General features: G+C 49.3%; 15 protein-coding genes and 2 tRNA genes. 6 read left to right on the forward strand and 11 right to left on the reverse strand.

The features are described 5' to 3' along the window. Positions 1 to 157 precede the first annotated feature (157 nt). The 4 genes from BW972_RS08635 to BW972_RS08650 form a co-directional block, all read right to left on the reverse strand. Positions 158 to 230 (reverse strand) — tRNA-Thr (locus BW972_RS08635). A gap of 22 nt (positions 231 to 252) precedes the next feature. Beyond that, a tRNA-Thr gene (locus BW972_RS08640) sits at positions 253 to 325 on the reverse strand. 130 nt (positions 326 to 455) lie between these two features. Next, a complete protein-coding gene (locus BW972_RS08645) occupies positions 456 to 2,627 on the reverse strand; it encodes a DUF349 domain-containing protein (protein ID WP_076421795.1) in 2,172 nt (723 codons plus the stop codon). 26 nt (positions 2,628 to 2,653) lie between these two features. After that, positions 2,654 to 3,223, reverse strand: a complete 570-nt coding sequence (locus BW972_RS08650) for a YqgE/AlgH family protein (RefSeq protein WP_076421796.1) — start codon at positions 3,221 to 3,223, stop codon at positions 2,654 to 2,656. A gap of 275 nt (positions 3,224 to 3,498) precedes the next feature. Between BW972_RS08650 and pdxH the strand changes: the two genes are divergently transcribed. From pdxH to BW972_RS08670, 4 genes are all read left to right on the forward strand, one after another. Beyond that, entirely contained in the window at positions 3,499 to 4,149 is a 651-nt protein-coding gene (pdxH, locus tag BW972_RS08655) for a pyridoxamine 5'-phosphate oxidase (RefSeq protein ID WP_076421797.1), read from the forward strand. A 29-nt stretch (positions 4,150 to 4,178) separates the two neighbouring features. After that, on the forward strand, positions 4,179 to 5,477 hold the full coding sequence (locus BW972_RS08660; protein ID WP_076421798.1) for a DUF1015 domain-containing protein: 1,299 nt from the start codon (positions 4,179 to 4,181) through the stop codon (positions 5,475 to 5,477). Further along, a complete protein-coding gene (locus BW972_RS08665; protein WP_076421799.1) occupies positions 5,443 to 6,024 on the forward strand; it encodes a Maf-like protein in 582 nt (193 codons plus the stop codon). Before BW972_RS08660 ends, BW972_RS08665 begins: the two co-directional genes overlap by 35 nt. A gap of 195 nt (positions 6,025 to 6,219) precedes the next feature. Then, positions 6,220 to 7,407, forward strand: a complete 1,188-nt coding sequence (locus BW972_RS08670; protein ID WP_076421800.1) for a class I SAM-dependent rRNA methyltransferase — start codon at positions 6,220 to 6,222, stop codon at positions 7,405 to 7,407. Positions 7,408 to 7,566: 159 nt separating this feature from the next. Here the strand turns inward: BW972_RS08670 and BW972_RS08675 are convergent, their stop codons facing one another. From BW972_RS08675 to sdaAB, 7 genes are all read right to left on the reverse strand, one after another. Further along, complete coding sequence (locus BW972_RS08675) at positions 7,567 to 8,958, reverse strand: methyltransferase RsmF C-terminal domain-like protein (protein WP_076421801.1); 1,392 nt, start codon at positions 8,956 to 8,958, stop codon at positions 7,567 to 7,569. Between the two features lie 52 nt (positions 8,959 to 9,010). After that, positions 9,011 to 9,412, reverse strand: a complete 402-nt coding sequence (locus BW972_RS08680; RefSeq protein ID WP_083674116.1) for a (deoxy)nucleoside triphosphate pyrophosphohydrolase — start codon at positions 9,410 to 9,412, stop codon at positions 9,011 to 9,013. A gap of 37 nt (positions 9,413 to 9,449) precedes the next feature. Then, on the reverse strand, positions 9,450 to 10,442 hold the full coding sequence (locus BW972_RS08685) for an acyltransferase family protein (RefSeq protein WP_007652481.1): 993 nt from the start codon (positions 10,440 to 10,442) through the stop codon (positions 9,450 to 9,452). Between the two features lie 87 nt (positions 10,443 to 10,529). Beyond that, positions 10,530 to 11,519, reverse strand: a complete 990-nt coding sequence (locus tag BW972_RS08690; RefSeq protein WP_076421802.1) for an NAD(P)H-dependent glycerol-3-phosphate dehydrogenase — start codon at positions 11,517 to 11,519, stop codon at positions 10,530 to 10,532. 16 nt (positions 11,520 to 11,535) lie between these two features. After that, the gene (locus tag BW972_RS08695) at positions 11,536 to 12,936 is read right to left on the reverse strand and encodes an efflux RND transporter periplasmic adaptor subunit (RefSeq protein WP_076421803.1); all 1,401 of its coding nucleotides are present in this window, start codon (positions 12,934 to 12,936) and stop codon (positions 11,536 to 11,538) included. A 9-nt stretch (positions 12,937 to 12,945) separates the two neighbouring features. After that, positions 12,946 to 14,424: a TolC family protein gene (locus tag BW972_RS08700; protein ID WP_076421804.1), complete on the reverse strand. Its 1,479-nt coding sequence runs from the start codon at positions 14,422 to 14,424 to the stop codon at positions 12,946 to 12,948. 14 nt (positions 14,425 to 14,438) lie between these two features. Next, on the reverse strand, positions 14,439 to 15,116 hold the full coding sequence (gene sdaAB, locus BW972_RS08705) for an L-serine ammonia-lyase, iron-sulfur-dependent subunit beta (RefSeq protein ID WP_040573410.1): 678 nt from the start codon (positions 15,114 to 15,116) through the stop codon (positions 14,439 to 14,441). A 343-nt stretch (positions 15,117 to 15,459) separates the two neighbouring features. On the opposite strand from sdaAB, the gene BW972_RS08710 reads away from it, so the two are divergent. Both BW972_RS08710 and BW972_RS08715 read left to right on the forward strand, forming a co-directional pair. Continuing rightward, complete coding sequence (locus tag BW972_RS08710; RefSeq protein ID WP_076421805.1) at positions 15,460 to 16,428, forward strand: tryptophan 2,3-dioxygenase family protein; 969 nt, start codon at positions 15,460 to 15,462, stop codon at positions 16,426 to 16,428. Positions 16,429 to 16,650: 222 nt separating this feature from the next. Beyond that, positions 16,651 to 18,228 (forward strand): NAD(P)/FAD-dependent oxidoreductase, encoded by a 1,578-nt coding sequence (locus tag BW972_RS08715; RefSeq protein WP_007652487.1) that lies wholly within the window; start codon positions 16,651 to 16,653, stop codon positions 18,226 to 18,228. The last annotated feature ends 89 nt before the right edge of the window (positions 18,229 to 18,317 follow it).

Genomic DNA, 18,317 nt, shown 5'->3' on the forward strand with positions numbered 1-18,317 from the left:
CAGTGCTTGGATGAATCCCCAAAATAAGTCATAAAACTTGAAAAAGCATATATAGCATCAGTTGCTTCAGTTCAAAACATTGCAAAGGAGAGGCAGTGAGGGGATTGGGAAGGATTAAAAACAAAAAAGGCTTCAGATTTCTCTGAAGCCTTTTAAGAGCCCCCAGTCGGAATCGAACCAACGACCTACTGATTACAAGTCAGTTGCTCTACCAGCTGAGCTATGGAGGCGGTAAAAGTACAAATAAAGTTGAGCCCCCTGCCGGGATCGAACCAGCGACCTACTGATTACAAGTCAGTTGCTCTACCAGCTGAGCTAAGGAGGCGATACTTTATTTGTGTTGCCCTATCGTTCTAAAGCGTTGCAAAGGTATAATATAGTTTTTAATATACAAACACCTGCTGCAGGATTTTTTGCCCATTTGCGATAAGCTTTTGAGTATCAAACAGAAATTTTTATCTTCTGAAAGCGGCCAGCTGCCGCTGCAGGATGTCTATGCGTTTCTGTGTGTCTTCTATACGACCTTCATACTCCTCACGCAACTTGTCTGCATTCTTGGAGCGCGCAAAGAAGTCTAGGTTGGTACGAAGTGTAGAGATGTCGTTCTGCAGTTGTGATATCTCCCGTCGCAGCGTCTGCTCTTTCTGGTACAGCTTCTGCGAAGCGTCCGGACTGTTCTTCAGACGGTCGACCTGTAGCTGCGCCAGCATGGTAGCACGATCATCGTAATGCAGATCAGGTACACGCTCCAGGTAACGCTCCATCAGGGACAGGAATTTCTCCTCTACCCTTGCGCTTACACGCTTATTGCCGGCATCCAGCGTTCCCCATTCCGCTACGATCTTGTTGTAGTCTTCCAGCGAGGTCGTTGTGTTAGGCTGTGCCAGTTCTTCTGTTATACGGTCGCACAGGGCCAGTTTTTCTGAGGACAGTTTCTCTATTTCGGCTCCTTTCTGCTGCTCTTGCGCCTGCTTACGGTCAAAGAACTCGTTGCAGGCTGCTCTGAAGCGTTGCCAGATCTTGTCGGAATGCTTGTCCGGCACGCGGCCTATGGTTTTCCATTTCTTCTGGAGCTGGATCATTTTCTCCTTAGTAGCATTCCAATCCGTGCTTTCTTTCAGGCTTTCAGCCTGTTCGCACAGCTCAGTCTTCAGGCGCAGGTTCTGCATTTTCTGCTCATCAAGCCCCTTGAAAAACTGATTCTTATGCTGGAAAAATGCTTTATAGTTGCTCCAGAAAGTTTTGTTGACTTCTTCTGCGTATTCTTTTGGTACGAGGCCGGCATTGTCCCATTCTTCTTTGAGCTTCTGAATCTCATCGGTTTTATCGCGCCACTCGTTAATGCGGTCGGTGTTGAAGCTCTGGAACTCCTGTAAACGATCCAGCAGGCTGCGCTTCTTCTCCAGGTTAGCCAGCTCAACAGTTTTGCGCTCTTCCATGTAAGTGCGACGGTGCTCGTGCACTTTCTCTGAGGCCTGTATGAAGCGCTCCCAGATTGTGTCGCGCTGCTCATTAGGCACCGGACCAATGTTCTTCCACTCCTCGTGCAAGTGACGAAGCTCCTGCAGGGCTTTGTTAATAGAAGGTTCGTTCTGAAGGGCTTCGGCACGCTCGATCAGCTGGACTTTGGCGTCCAGGTTACGGCGTCTGTCCAGCTCTTTCATCTCGAAGAACATGCTGCGGTTGTTGTAGAAGATGTCGAGCAGGGCATGATACGAATCCCATAGCTCCTGCGCTTCGCCTGGCGGCACCGGACCTATGCTTTTCCACTCGCCCTGAAGCTTCTTCAGTTCATCGCTACTGTTTTTGGTTTCTGCTGATTCCACCAGGCTACGCAGCTGTTGCAGCAGTTCCCGCTTGCGCTCCAGGTTTCGCTGTCGCTGCTCCTCGCTGTGCTGACGCTCCTGGTAACGTGCCTCGCGGTAGGCAGTATAGAGTTGCTCCAGCTCACTGTGTTCCATTGGCGCATGATACTCAAAGTCCTCTTCAGTACCTCCTTCCTGACGGAAGCGGTCAAGCGCCTGGTTTTTTTCTACCTGGAATTTATCTTCATACTGCCGATGGATTTCCTGAATCTTCTTGTATTTGCGTTTTGCATCAGGTCCTTTGAGAAGCTGTGCCAAATGGTTACGCAGTTCCTCCATCGACATCTCACTGTAGTCCGTGTGGTCATCCTCGTCCAACTCTTCGTCGTCATGATGATCATCAGCTGCCGGAGACTTTGTTTCTGCTGCCGCTGAGGCAGTTGGAGAAGATGCAGCTGGTATTTCTGCCTGTGCAGTTGTCTCAGTTTCGGCCGTAGCAGCTGTTTCGGTTTCAGCTGTGGCAGCTGTGTCCGCTTCCGGCAGGTTTGCTTCAGCAAAAGCCTCCGTTATTTTTTCTGTTTCTGACGTTTCTGCCTCAGAAGCCAGTTCTGGTTTTATTTCAGGCTGTTCTTCTTTGGGCACACCTTCTTCCGTTGGATTGTCCTGTGCGCTTTCTTTTTGTGCGTTGATTTCGGCGAGGCGCTGTTCTACAATGTCCATCGGCGACGAGGCCTGCTGCTCGTTGGCTTGTGCTTCGTCTTGTGGCCGGGGCTTGTTGGCCTCAGCTCCGTTTGCGTCGGTGTGCTGTTTATCAGTTGTCATGACTTCAGGTTTTAGTCCACGTTTTGTCAGTTCAGGCGGGGGTCTACGGGGTAGTTTGACAGTACCTTGTATTTCCCGCCCATTTGGCGCAGTATGTTTCGCCAAAGCGTATCTGCTTCCAAATTAAATAATTTATTTGCAGCATTGTTGTTCACGATCCAAACATTTTTGTCGATCTCCTCCTGCAGCTGGCCAGGTGTCCATCCGGAGTAGCCAAGAAAGAACTTGATATCTGCCGGTGTTACCTCTCCTGTGCCGATCATGGTGCGAAGCGACTCAAAGTCACCACCCCAATACAGATTGTCGTCCAGCTGCACCGCCTGCGGCAGATCTGGTATCTGGTGTACATAATGCAAGGTATTGTATTGCACAGGTCCCCCTATACCTAGTTCAGCTTCAAATGAATCATTATAAATATCAACCACATCAGACAGCTTAAGGTTTGACAATCGGTTGAGTACCAGCCCAAATGTCCCCTCTCCTTCCACGTGACTGCAGATCAGCACCACAGTTCGCTCAAAGTTTGGGTCACCCAGGTATGGCTCTGATATAAGTATGCTGCCGTTTTGTGGCTTATTTTCGCTTTCTTCCTCCATTGTTCTCCAGGGTTTAGTTGCTTTACCTTACAAAAACTTCTGGCCTGGCAGGCCTGGCAATCGCTATTTATACCTTCTTACGGAAACAACACATTAGGGTACAGTTCCCATCATTTAACAAAGCCATTCGAAACATTTGATAACCGAATGAAACTTGTAAACACTGGAAATAAGTCTTCTAATTTTATAAAATAATTTTAAATTATTGCAATATTAATTAAAATTTAAGCCTCAGCCGATTATTTTATAATTTTGGGCAAAACATCTAGTCCTTTATGTCGCTACAGCATGACATTGCCTCTATCCGGAAGAACTACTCCCGGCAGGCTCTTACCGAAGAATCCGTTTCAAATGATCCGCTCGACCAGTTTAAGGTATGGCTCAATGAAGCTATCCTCTCGCAGGTGCTGGAGCCAACGGCGCTGGTGCTTTCTACCGTGTCGGCTGATTGTCGGCCTTCGTCGCGTGTGGTGCTTTTGAAGGAAGTGTCTCCGGATGGCTTCGTGTTTTTTACCAATTACGAAAGCCGCAAAGGACAGGAAATGGCGGAGCGGCCTTATGGCTCGATGACCTTTTTCTGGGCGGAGCTGGAGCGGCAGGTGCGCATTGAAGGCACTATAGAGAAAGTGACCTCAGAGGTATCGGATGTGTACTTCCACAGCCGTCCGCGCGGCAGCCAGATCGGGGCCTGGGCCTCGCCGCAGAGCCGTGAGATAAACAATCGTGAAGAGCTGGAACAGGCGGAGGCGAAATATGAACAAGACTTTGCCAACCTGGATGTAGTACCCCGTCCACAGCACTGGGGAGGCTATGTGCTGAAGCCGGAGCGTATTGAGTTCTGGCAAGGCCGTCCAAACCGACTGCATGATCGCATCGTGTTTGAACAAGCTGACACCCAATGGAACCGCAAAAGGCTTGCGCCCTGATTCTATACCTATACCTGTAAACAAACCTGATGGCTGAAATACTACCCATAAAAGCATGGCGCTACAAAGAAGAACTGAGCCAGTCGATTGAAGAACTGACCTCTCCCCTTTTTGATGTGGTGTCGGCGAAGCAGCGGGAGGCGCTGTACCAGAACCCGATCAACAGCATACATCTATCCGTGCCTCGCGGCAATACGCCCGCTGACACTGCGGCAGACATGCTGCAAGAGTGGAAAGCAGCGGGTACAATTGTGCAGGACCCGCTACCCGGTATTTATGTGTACTACCAGTATTTCAGGCTTCCGGGCAGCGACCGCGAATACTGCCGCAAAGGCTTCATATGCCATATCAAAGCCTACGACTGGAACGAAGGTATGCTCCTGCGCCACGAAAACACTATACCAAGTGCCGTAAACGATCGCATCGACCTGCTCGACAAGACCCTGATGAACACCAGTGCCACTCACGGGCTATACACCGACCCTGAATTTGTATTGGAGCGTTACATGGATGAAAGTATTCAGTCGCCACTTTACGTGACCGAGGATTACCAGGGCGTGCGCGACGTACTGGCCGTGATTCATGACCGTGACGTGATCAGGCAATTTTTAGCGGTACTGGAACCGCGACAGGTGCTGTTGGCCGATGGACACCACCGTTATGAGGGCTCGCTGGAGTACCGCAAAAAGCGCATGGCCGACAATCCCAACCACACCGGTATGGAGGCTTATAACTACCACCTGATGTACCTGACCAACACCGAAGCCGACGATCTGCGCATTTTGCCGACACATCGGGTGCTGGAAAATATTGATCTGACAGACGAAGAGTTTCTGGAGCGCCTGCGGGAGTACTTTGTAGTAACCCCGAAAGAGGATGCTTACGAACTCAACGAGGTGATCGTGGGCAAAAACTGGGCTTTTGGTCTATACCTGTCCGGTAATGCCTATAAGCTGCGCCTGAAGCCGGAAGTGCACCAGCAGATTGACTGGCCGGTACCTCAGGAAGTCAAAGATCTTGACCTGACGGTGATGCACTATTTCGTGTTTGAGAAGGTGCTTGGTATTGGCCGCGAAGCGCAACGCGATTATCCTGGCCTGAGCTACGTGCGCAACTTCACCGCCTGCGTCAGTCAGGTGGACTCCGGCAAAGCTCGTCTGGCCCTGATCACCAACGATGTGTCGATGGAACAGGTGAAACGCGTTTGTTACAGTGGTGCTATTATGCCGCAGAAGTCCACCTTCTTCTACCCAAAAACAATCTGCGGATTTTTATTCAGCTCAATCAAAGAAAATGAATTTATCTCGTCCGATACTGCTTGCCTCTAACTCCCCGCGCCGCAAAGAACTCTTGGCCGGGCTCGGGCTTCAGTTCGAAGTGCATGTAAAGGAAGTAAACGAGGATTTCCCTGAGCATCTGCAACGCGAACAGGTGGCCGAGTTTCTGGCTTCGCATAAAGCCGATGCCTATACCTCCGACTTACAAAATGAAGTGCTAATCACGGCCGATACGATCGTTTGCCTGGGTGATCGCATCCTAAACAAACCAGCCGATGCCTTGGAAGCTTTCGAAATGCTGCGGGCCTTGTCAGGGAAGCACCATGAAGTGATCACGGGTGTTTGCATCCTGACCAAGAACTCCAAGACCATCTTTCACGACGTGACCAGGGTCTATTTTAAGAAGCTGAGCGACGAGGAAATCAATTACTACATCGAGCACTATCATCCTTTCGACAAAGCGGGTGCCTATGGTATACAGGAGTGGATCGGCAAGATCGGGATCGAGAAGATCGAAGGTTCCTATTTTAATGTAGTAGGCCTGCCTGTTCAGAAACTCTATACCTACCTCAAAGATTTACAGGTAATCACTTTGTAAGTTTGCACTTTACTGTTTTCTCCGTTTGCAGGTATACCAAGGATCAAATTCTTCTCTAAAAAAGGAACGTTATTATACCTATGCAGCTTAATCTGTTTCATGCTGCAAGGTTTAATTGACGGAATTATCAATTACCATATTCGTTTATAATTTCATTGCCTTATCAGCACATCATCAATTACTATATAAATCTAGATGTCTCTTACCAAATTATACCTGGCCAAAGGAAAAGAACATTCCCTGAAGCGTTTTCACCCGTGGGTTTTCTCTGGCGCCATTAAAAAAATTGAAGGAACGGAGCCGGAAGAAGGTGACACGGTGGAGGTATACTCCAATCAACGCGAATTTCTGGGCATGGGCCACTGGGCGCCGGGCTCTATTGCAGTGCGCGTGTTCTCTTTTGAGCAAGTAGAGCCGGACTATACCTTCTGGAAAAGCAAGGTGCAGCAAGCCTACGACTACCGTAACCGTCTTGGACTGATCGACAATCCGCATACGGATGTATACCGTCTGGTATACGCTGAAGGCGATGGTGTTCCTGGGCTGATCGTGGACATGTACAAAGACACGGCCGTGATCCAGACGCATTCTGTGGGCATGTACTCAGTGCGCGAGCATGTTGCCAAAGCTCTGCAGGAAATCTACGGTCCGCACCTGAAAGCGGTGTATGACAAGAGCGCCGAGTCCTTGCCTGCCAAGTCGCCGGTGCAGGCTGAGAATGGCTACCTGTTTGGCGAGTCTAGCGGAGGCGTAGTGGTGACCGAGAACGAGAACCAGTTCTTCGTGGATTGGGAAAGCGGTCAGAAGACAGGATTCTTCATAGACCAGCGCGAAAACCGGGAGTTGCTGGCCCGCTACGTGAAAGACAAGTCAGTGCTGAACACCTTTTGCTATACCGGTGGTTTCTCGGTATACGCCCTCAATGCCGGTGCCAAAGAAGTTCACTCGGTTGATGTCTCCAAAAAAGCCATTGAACTGACGATTAAAAACGGTGAACTGAGCCAGGCACCTGACCGCCATGAAGCCTATGCCATAGATACATTCGAGTTCCTGAAAGGCAAGGAAGACCGCTACGATGTGATCATTCTGGACCCGCCGGCCTTTGCCAAGAGCCAGAAAGTGCGTCACAATGCGGTCATGGGCTACAAGCGTCTGAATGCCGAGGCGATGAAGCGCATCAAGCCGGGTGGTATTCTGTTTACTTTCTCCTGCTCGCAGGTGGTAGACAAATACCTGTTCAACAACACGGTGATGGCTGCTGCCATTGAGGCCGGTCGAAATATCAAAATCATGCACCATCTCTCCCAGCCCGCCGACCATCCAATCTCCATCTTCCATCCTGAAGGTGAGTATCTGAAGGGGTTAGTGTTGTTTGTAGAGTAAGACCAGTTTAGGAGTTTGAGAGTTTAGGAGTTAGAAAATCAATAAATTCTGAGTTACAATTTTATATTCTCTGTACCCGAAGAATTAAAAAGGCCTACCAGTGATGGTAGGCCTTTTTAATTTTTAAACTTATGTCTTTAGAAGAGCTTACCTCTTAATCTAAACTCCCCAGCTCTTAAACTCTAATACTTGAGGCAATTCCATGCGGATGCGCCATTCTTTTGGGTAGTAGTTATTAAGGCGATTGCCAACTTGCTTTGCCCAGCCGAGGGGCTGGTTTTCGAATTGCAGCAGGATCCAGTCGTTACTGTTGCCGCTCATACCGATGTCTTCCTTGCGAAGATAGCGCAGGGCCGCTTCCAGGTCGAGCTCTTCCGTGCGGAAAGCTGCTTTGTTGAGATGTTGCGACAGTGCCAGGGCTTGCAACGGCTTCAGCTTTTTGCCTTTCGCTTCTGCTATTTCGGTGCCTGCGTAGATCACATATAGGTTTTGGTAGAGCTGGTCCACTTCTTCGAACAGATTCTCAGGTAAAGCAGAGATCACTTCGCCATACTGTACCCAGGCAAAGCGGTCCGGTTCCAACAACCAGTCGCTGACCATGGCCTGTTCCTTCTTGCCAGCGTGTGTCAGTTTATACTTTTTCTTTTTGGATGATCGCTGTAGTTCTTCATACTCCCCTGCTTTTCGGATGACGGATAAAAAGAACCCTTCGCCCTGTACCTGGTGCGGGTAGAAACGATAGCCAGAAACACCATCGAGGGAAGTAGCTTCTACCCCCCAAGCCGGATCCAGTGTGAGTGAAAGCGGCTGCGCATTTTCCTGGTCAGCCAGCCAGGCAATGTTCTTTTCGTTTTCCGCCAGATTCCAGGTACAGGTACTGTAAATCAGGATACCGCCCGGTCGCAGGGCTTCCCACACATCCATCAGGATGCGCTGTTGGCGTTGGGCGCAGAGGTTCACGTTCTCGTCCGACCATTCATTCATTGCCTGCGGGTCCTTGCGGAACATGCCTTCGCCACTACAGGGGGCATCTACCACCATCACATCAAAAAACTCCGGTAGTCGGCCAAAATCACGCGGGTCATTGTTGGTGACTACCACATTGCCGCTTCCCCACTTAGTCACGTTCTCAGCCAGTATGCTGGCACGGATTCGAATGACTTCGTTGGCTACCAATAGGCTGTCTGGTGAGATCAAACTGGAGATGTGAGTTGACTTTCCTCCAGGCGCTCCACAAAGGTCCAGCACACGGAGTGACTGGCTGAGGTCTACGTGCTGACGAAGCGCTTGCTCCAGAAACATGGAGCTTGCCTCCTGCACATAATAGGCACCGGCATGCAGACGAGGGTCCAACGTGAACTGAGGTCGCGAGGGCAGGTAATAGCCCGTCTCTGTCCAGGGGACCCGCGGCAGGTTAGGCTGCCCCTGCAGCTTATTTTTGTTTAAACGAATGCTTACCGGCGCAGGCTGTTGCAAAGCTGTCTCGAAGCGGGTATAGTCCGCTCCCAACTGGCCTTTCATGCGCTCGACAAATGACTGAGGTAATTCCATACCCTAAAGGTACGGCTATTTGGTCTTTCAGTAAAAGAAGTGATGTGTGTTGTTAGGTCCGTTGCTCATTTATCAGCTCCAAAAATTCCTGTACAATGGGAATATCAGCCGGGCACCAGTCGTAATTGGTCAGATCCTGTGGCATTACCCAGTGATAAGAGCGGTGTTCAGTGAGCTTGATTGTTCCGCCGTTGTATTGGCAAAGGAAAGGTATAAGTTCGATCGTTTTATCATCATATTTCTGTACAACAGGTGTTAGACGCTGCACCGGGGTGATCCTCAGGTTTAGTTCCTCTTGAATCTCTCGTATCAGGCAGGCGATCTCGGTTTCACCATCTTCTACTTTTCCGCCGGGAAATTCCCATAGCATGGCTTGCGGCATTGTTTCACTGCGCTGGGTAACCAGCACACGACCATATTGTTCAATCAGGGCACAGGTAACTTTTGTAATCATAGCTTAAGTTAGTGAAGTGGCAGAAATGTATTAACTTTTAATGTGATATTTTTTTACTTAAATAAGTGTCCAACCAGAAGAAGATCTGTCCAGCCAATAAGCAAATAGCCAGATTTAATATGATACTCGAGTCATCCTGTACTAGTCCGAAGTAAAGCACCTGCACCAGAAAAATATGGTAGGATGCTTTTCCAAGGTTAGCCATCAAGCGAAGTACTACATGATCTGATTGCTGCGGGAAAGCCAGAATAGCCAGGTAAATAAGTATAGCGGCATATGGGAAGGTCAGGAACAGTTGTGATTGCCACTCAGGTCTTATGTATGGCAGACTGAGATTCTGATATTGATAAACGTACAGGTATATGCCACTGGCAATGCCGGCCAGTAGCAGTAACAAGCTATTCTTTTTCTGAAAAGGGGTGGTTATCAGTCGTGAAAGCCACAGGCCTAACGCGATGGCCGAAAAATAACGGAACAAGGCCGCATCGTACAGGTAGCGGTCTTTTTGGAAGTAGGCCACCTGATAAGCCAGAAACTGAAAAGCAATTTCTGTCAGCAGTAGTATGATACTGGTGCGAACAGGCCAGCGATGGAAGGTATAGCCAATCAGGGGAAGTGCGATCAAAGACTGCAGCAATAGCGTGATAAAGTAATTGCCTTTGCCTGACACCGGTAGCACACCGATCAGGTTTTTCCAGCCCAGTGTATAGATTTCCAGTGCGTATACCTGTTCTGATACATAGCCCGCAACTAAGGCGATGATATAGATCAGCAAGAGCGGGAAAATGATGCGCAGGGCCTTCTTCTGAAAATAATGCGGGGTATAAAGCTGGTCAAAACGCAGTGTTCTGCTACCGTAAGACATCCCCAGGTTCAAACCCATCAATACCATGAAAACAGGCACAGCCTGCCAGATATGAAACACAGCATAGCTGCCAACCAATTGCTCCCGCGAGAGCGAGTGCAACAGCAGTACGGCGATAATGGCCAGTCCCTTCAGGATATCAATTTGCTGGAAATGCTGTTTCATGTATCAGGCCCGACCAATCAATATGGGCTTTAAACGCGAAAGGCACACCTCAGGGTATGCCTTTCGTGCTAGATGGTCTGTTACGGCTTAGGTGAGTTTTTCCTTCAGTATCTCAAACTCCACAGCCGGTGCGATGCGCTCGTACAGGATCAGGTATACCGCTGTCGTGATCGGCATGTCAACTTTTAGCTTTTTGTTAAGCTCGTAAATGCTTTGCACAGCATAGTAACCCTCCGCCACCATGTTCATCTCAATCTGGGCCGACTTTACAGTATAGCCATGTCCGATCATGTTACCGAAAGTACGGTTACGGCTAAACTGTGAATAGGCGGTCACGAGTAGGTCTCCCAAATAGGCTGAACCGTTCAGATCACGGTGAATCGGCATGGCGGCATGTAGAAAGCGCTCTATCTCCTGCATGGCATTTGATACGAGAACCGCCTGAAAGTTGTCGCCATAGTTCAGACCGCGGGCTATCCCGCAAGCCAGCGCAATAATGTTCTTGATCACAGCACAGTACTCCACGCCGTCCAGGTCGTCAAGCGGATTGGCTTTGACGTAGCGGTTGCGCAGCAGTTCGCAGAAGCGCTCCGCCGTGGGCAGATCGTATGAACCGATGGTCAGGTAAGACTGCTTTTCCATGGCTACCTCCTCGGCATGGCACGGACCGGCAATCACCAGCTGGTGGCTGTTCGGAACGTCGTACTGCTGGCCCAGGTAGTCCGTGATCAGGATGTTCTGCTTCGGGATCATCCCTTTGATGGCAGAAATCAGCACCTTGTCTTTTAGCGCATGCTGCTCCAGGCCGCTCAGCGCCTCCTGTACGAAAGCAGCAGGTACGGCCAGAATCACCCAGTCCGCCACGGCAACTACATTGCGCAGGTCCGTCGAAGGCTTTACATAGTTAAGGTCATAGGTCACGCCACTCAGGTAACGTGGGTTATGACGGTAATTAATCAGGTGTTGCACGTCGTTTTCGTTGCGCATCCACCAGTGTACCTGTGATTTATTCTCTGAAAGGATCTTTACCAGGGCTGATGCCCAGCTTCCCCCTCCTATAACTGCAATTTTTTCCAAACCGGGTGTTTATTTGTTATTCACCATTCGCTTCAGCCAAAGCTGATTTGTTTAGTGACTTCTCGTCTTTCACGGCCACTTTGGCTCCGTCTTTCAATGTTTTCGATACAGCTCTGAAAGGACCGGATACTATTTTCTGACCTTCTTCCAGACCACTCAGAATCTCGATGTTCTCGAAGTCGCTGATACCGGTTTTCACCTTTACTGATTTAACGGTATTATCGTCTGCATACACAAACACAACTTCTTCGATTGGTCCTGAAGGTGCTGCCGGAGCTGGTTCCGCGTTATTATTTGCGTTTTCTCCATTACCGTTTTCTCCTTCAGCATTCTCTCCTGTTGATCTGGCTGGCGTGTTCGAGCGAGTCGTCACAGCGGACAAAGGTACAGATAAAACGTTATTTTTGCGTGCTGTGATGATGTCAACCGAAGCTGTCATGCCCGGACGGAATGGACGTGCGTTTTTATCGGCAAGGTGGCTGTACGATTCGTTCAGCAAACGGATACGCACCTCAAACTCAGTCACGGCCTCCAGTGAAGCGGCGTCTTTTGCGGTATTTGCAATAGAGGTCACGATGCCCTTGAACTTCTCGTCGCGGCTGGTGTAAGAGTCAACTTCCACAATTACGGAGTCTCCCATACCTACCCGGATGATGTCGTTTTCGTTCACGTTCACACGTACCTCCATATTGTTGAGGTTGGCAATGCGCATGATCTCTGTACCGGCCATCTGGGAAGTACCTACTACACGTTCTCCTCTTTCCACATTAAGTTTTGACACCGTGCCGCTTACAGGGGCATAGATGGTGGTTTTGTTCAGGTTCTCACGGGCATCGTTCAAGGAAGCCAGCGCATTCTGAACACTGAATTCAGCGGCACGCACGCTCTGAGCCATAGACTCGATCTCTTGTTTGCCTGCTTCGTACTGTGATTTGATCTGCTGAAATTCTGCTTCGGATATCACCTTTTGGTCAAACAGACTCTTGTTGCGCTGGAAGTTCTGCTCAATCTGTACAAAATTAGCTTTTGATTGCGCTAAACGGGCTTTTGACTGCGCCAGGTTAGCGCGGGCCTGGTTTACGCCAGCTGTCTGCATGTCTACGAGCGACTGGTAGTTGTCAGGGCGTATGCGTACCAGCAGTTGACCTTTTACAACGGAGTCGCCTTCCTGTACGGTCAGTTCAATGATTTCACCTGAAACATCCGGGCTTATTTTTACTTCAGTTTCAGGTTGTACTTTACCTGAGGCACTTACTTTCTCTACAATCTCGGAGCGCTTCGCTTCTGCCAGCACTACCTCTGTTCCTTCTTCCTTGCCAATCCAGCCTGCCTTTTTAGCTACTAGAGCCAGTACAAGAATCAGAACCAGAACGCCTATCAGGGTGTAAATAAGCTTATTCGATTTTTTCGCTGCCATAATTTTATATTAGAAAGAGAGATCTTTGCCTTGGTAGAAATCCAAGACTTTTAGTTTAAAGGTATACTCGTATTTCGCCTGTACCAGGCTGGACTGAGCCGAGCGGTAGGTGTTCGCTACAACATTGAAATCTACTGTGTTGATCACACCACCCTGAAGTCTTAGTTCAGCATTGCGGAAGTTTTTCTCAGAGGCGTTTACCTGCTGGCGGGCAGCTGCGTAGCGACGCTGTGCCGCGATGGCATCCACATAGGCCTGCTCAATCGTCTGACGCAGGTTGTTACGGGCAATGTCCGCATTGAGCTGTGCATTTTGCTGCTGTATTTTAGCTCGCTGCACGTTGGTGCGTACTTGCAAACTGTTCAGGATCGGAATCTGAAGTGACACACCTACCTGCGTGTTCAGGTTGTCGTCCCACTGACGGAACATACCGTAATATTCATCAATACGACGTGTCTCCACATTGTCAAACCAGAGTGTCTGTGAGGCAGTGCCTGTTTCGTTCAGGTATACCACCTGTGGCACACGGCCTACTACTTCCCTTTCTATAGCCAATAGTCTGCGGCTGGTGCTGGCATATCTGCTACCTGCACCTGCAAAAAGGCTAAGACGTGGGAAATAAGCACCACGCGCCAGACTAAGACCTGTATCGGCACTGCGCAAGCGTAGCTCGGTGGCACGAATGGCAGGGAGCGTCTGCAGGGCCACATCATATACCTGGCTTCCATCCACAATGACCGGATTTTCATCAGGTTCCGGGATGTCTGGTATTTCTACCTGAAACTCTTCTGTAGTCGGGATATTCAACAGCTGCATCAGCGTCAGCCTTGCTATATCGCGCTGATTCTGTGCTGTAATGTAGTTAAGTTCGTCTGTTGCCAGCTGTGACTCCAGATCCAACACAGCATTTTCGGCCACGCTGCCAGCTTTCAAAAGCGCCTGAGTGCGGGTGAGCTGCTGGTTGGTGAGGTTGCGCTGCAGATCAGACACATTCATCTGCTCGTTGGCAAACAGGATGTTCAGATAAGCGGTTACGATCTGAATTGTGATATCATTTTGAGCAGAAAGATAGTCTTGCTCACTCGCCTCGAGATCTAAACTGTTCTGCTTGATCTGATTTACCTGCTGAAAACCTGCAAACAGCGGCAACGATGCGTTGACCGATACATTGGAGGTACGGGCATTCTGCGTCTGGAGGCTAAAGCTTACCGGGTCCTGAAATGAACCTGTGTTGAAGCTGTAGTTACCATTGGCATTGATACTGGGCAGTCGGGATGCACGTGACTGGTTCAGGTCAGCCTTGCTTAGATCACGGTTCAGACTGCTCTGGCGCACGTTCAGGTTATTTGCCTTTGCATAATCCACAGCTTCCTGCAGCGACCATACGCCATCACCTCCTGCACCCTGCTGCTGCGCCATGGCGGAGCCAAATCCACCAACTGTTAATCCCAGGGCCAACAAAAGCACCTTGTTTGACATTTTTTTCATAGTATGATTTCTTCTTAAAGGTCGATGTTAGGAATGTAAATCACATGCTTTACCCAGCTTAGCTGCTTCAGGTACTCAAGTGTGATAGGTTTGATGCCAGAGTCCATTTCGATGAACTGGCGAGCCAATTCATTTCTGCCCTTTCGCGACACGTTCATAGTGGCAATGTTACAATCATCCTGTGCGATCACGGTTGCGATAAAGGCGATGCTGCCCTTCACATCATCCGCGTCAATGATCAGCGTATGCAGATTAGCCGAGAAGTTTGCCGTAAACCCGTCTACCTCTACAATCTTGATCACGCCCCCGCCGCGGCTCTGGCCGATCACTTCTACCTGTCGGTCGCCTGCTTTGAGGTTCAGCTTGATCGTATTGGGGTGCATGGTAGAGGCGTTGCCTACCGAGCGGAAGGTATATTTCAGGCCACGCTCTTTGGCATGGTCAAAAGCTTCCTTAATTCGTTTGTCATCTGTTTTAAAATCCAGCAGGCCGGCTACAATAGCGCGGTCAGAGCCATGGCCTTCGTAGGTTTGAGCAAATGAATTATAAAAAGTAATGATAGCTTCCTCCGGAACCGTTCCTAACACCCGGATGGCCGCACGTGCAATGCGCACTACGCCAGCGGTATGGGAGCTTGAGGGGCCTATCATAATGGGACCAATCATATCAAAGACACTGCTTTTTTCTGCCATGGGGATAAAGCGGGTAAATATCGTAAAACCCAAATTTAACAATTAAGGCTTATTATAACATTTTTTCGCCGGTATATTCTGGTGATTTCTACCAACAGTCGCTTTTGCTCTATTAATATCGGTTTTCGGCCCATCAACTATATCGAAATGCACGGCTTTATGAGTCTTCAAAACACATGATGCTAATGGTAGAAAAATGGTTGCCTGGCACCATTGGATTTATTTTGGCAGATAATTGTTTTCATGGAAGGAGTGATAAATATGGGCGTGTCTTCAAAATCTATGCGATTGTTTTACTTTATTTGTAGGCTAATGGCATCTCATAAACCCCCATCTGTATACCATGGAGCAACAACCTTTTAAGCCGGAAGTGCTGGAGCAACTCCGCAGACTGGAAGCCAAGTACGTGCCACTCGGGCAGGATCTGGCGGCCTATCTGGAGGGACTTTACTACACGGATTACCTCAACTACTGGGATTATATTCACCTTGATACCCTGTTGAGCCTGCAGAACCCCCGCACGACCATACCGGATGAAAAGATCTTCATCATGTACCACCAGATCACCGAACTCTACTTTAAGCTTTGCCTGGAGGAATACCGTCAAATAGGTGAAGACAAAGTGATTACAGGTGAAATGCTCTTCAAACGCTTGAAGCGAATAAACCGCTATTTTGAAAACCTGATCGACTCCTTTGATGTGATGGTGGATGGCATGGATCCGAAGCAGTTCCTGCAGTTCCGGATGGCCCTGATGCCAGCCAGTGGATTCCAGTCGGTGCAGTACCGCATGATCGAGATTGCTTCGACAGAGCTTCGTAACCTCACCGATAAAGAGAAACGCAAGGCCCTTGGTTTGCAGAGCACGCATGAGGAACTGATGGGCTGCATCTACTGGAAAGAAGGCGCCACCGAAGTGTCATCGGGAGCCAAGACGCTCACGCTGATACGATTTGAAGAAAAGTATACACAGCAACTCATTCAGTTTGCAAGGCAGTATGAACACATGAATGTCTGGGCTGTCTACAAGCGTTTGTCTGAGGAAGAACAGCAAAACCCGCGCCTGATCCGCCAGCTGCGTGAGCTCGACAGCAATGTGAACGTGAACTGGCCGCTGATGCATTATAAGTCAGCCGTACGCTACCTGCAGCGCGACCCGGAGGTGATTGCTGCTACGGGCGGAACCAACTGGCAGAAATACCTGCCTCCCAAGTTCCAAAAGCGCATTTTCTACCCGGAGCTATGGTCTGAAGAAGAGCTTGGCAACTGGGGCAAAGGCTGGGTTGAGAAAGTTCTGAATGGAGATGTTTAGGAATTGAGTGATTTATAGAACTAGCGATTGAGTGAGTTGAAATTATAATAACTGAGTGGTTTCTTATGCTTTTCAAAAATCTAAAGTTGATTCTTTTCTTTGTGGTGGGAAATTGTACTCTACTTAATAAGCAATCACTTATTCAAAATCAAAAATAATCACTCGTTAAATCAATTACTCATTCAATAATTAATTTAAGGATAAATACCTTACTAACTGTAAATGAATAAGAAAGAAGTTGAAGTTGTGCTGTCGCCAGAGGTGGCGTACAACGATGAAGTGCTGGAGCTGGAGCTCATTAAAAGTGCCGGAGTGAAGCCGGAAGATGTAAAGCATATCCACCGCATCAAGCGTTCTATTGATGCCCGTGGGCGACAGGTGCTGCTTCGGGTCAGAGCCGATATTTATCTGGACACCCCTCCTGCTGATATTATCTCGCCAAGGTATAGCTACCCTGATGTAAGTACTAAAAAGAAGGTCATTATTGTGGGCGCTGGACCGGCTGGTCTGTTTGCTGCTCTGCGCTGCATTGAACTCGGGCTGAAGCCCGTTGTGCTGGAACGTGGAAAAGACGTTCGTTCGCGCCGCCGCGACCTGGCGGCTATCAACAAAGAGCATATCGTGAATCCTGATTCAAACTATTGCTTTGGCGAAGGCGGTGCCGGTACGTATTCAGACGGCAAGCTCTATACCCGATCCAAGAAGCGCGGTGATCTGCAGCGTATACTTGAGATTTTCGTACAGCACGGTGCTACCCGCGACATCCTCTTCGATGCCCATCCGCATATCGGTACAAACAAACTGCCCCGCATTATCACCGCCATCCGCGAAAGTATAGAAGCATCTGGTGGTGAGGTGCTGTTCGATAAGCGAGTGACCGATTTTATCGTGGCGCAGGACGTGATGAAAGGCGTGGTTACGCAGGATGGGCAGGAATTTACCGGTGAAGCCGTAATCTTGGCTACCGGCCACAGCGCCCGTGACATATTCGAGCTGTTGCACCACAAAGGCATTACCATTGAAGCCAAGCCTTTTGCCATGGGTGTACGTGTGGAGCATCAGCAGCGCCTCATCGACAGCATACAGTACAAGTGTGAAGACCGCGGGTGCTGGCTGCCGGCTTCTTCCTATGCCTTGGTGCATCAGACGGTTTACGATAACAAGCAGCGGGGTATTTTCTCCTTCTGTATGTGCCCGGGTGGTTTTATTGTACCTTCTGCCACAGCTCCCGGCGAAGTGGTGGTGAACGGTATGTCACCGAGCCGTCGCGATTCTAAGTTTGCCAACTCAGGTATAGTCGTGGCGATAGAGCTGGAAGACATGGAACTCGATAAGTACGGTCCACTTGCCGGACTGCGTATGCAGGAAGCTTTGGAGCGCAAAGCCTGCGAAATGGCCGGCGGCACGCAGAAAGCGCCAGCCCAGCTCCTCCTCGACTTTACCCGTCAGAAAACCGGTGGAGCCCTGCTGGAGACTTCCTACCAGCCTGGCCTGACACCTGTAGATATGAATAAACTGTTCTCCCCTGCTATGGCTTATCGCCTACGTGAAGGTTTCAAAGCCTTTGGCAACAAAATGCGCGGCTACCTGAGTAACGACGCCCAGATCATTGGTGTAGAAAGCCGTACCTCTTCCCCTGTGCGGATACCCCGCGATAGAGAGACCCTGGAACATGTTCAGGTTAAGAACCTTTACCCTTGTGCAGAAGGCGCCGGTTATGCAGGAGGCATTGTGTCAGCGGCAATGGACGGGGAGCGCTGTGCCGAAAAAATAGCGGCCAAAGTGCTTCGACAGGTATAGCTAAATGGATTGTATAAGTCTTATACCTGATTGCCCTGTAACGTTTCAGGACGTATAGCGGTTAAATAGAGGGAGCAAAATATCTGAAT

The sequence above is a fragment of the Pontibacter lucknowensis genome (assembly GCF_900156415.1).
Taxonomy (GTDB): domain Bacteria; phylum Bacteroidota; class Bacteroidia; order Cytophagales; family Hymenobacteraceae; genus Pontibacter; species Pontibacter lucknowensis.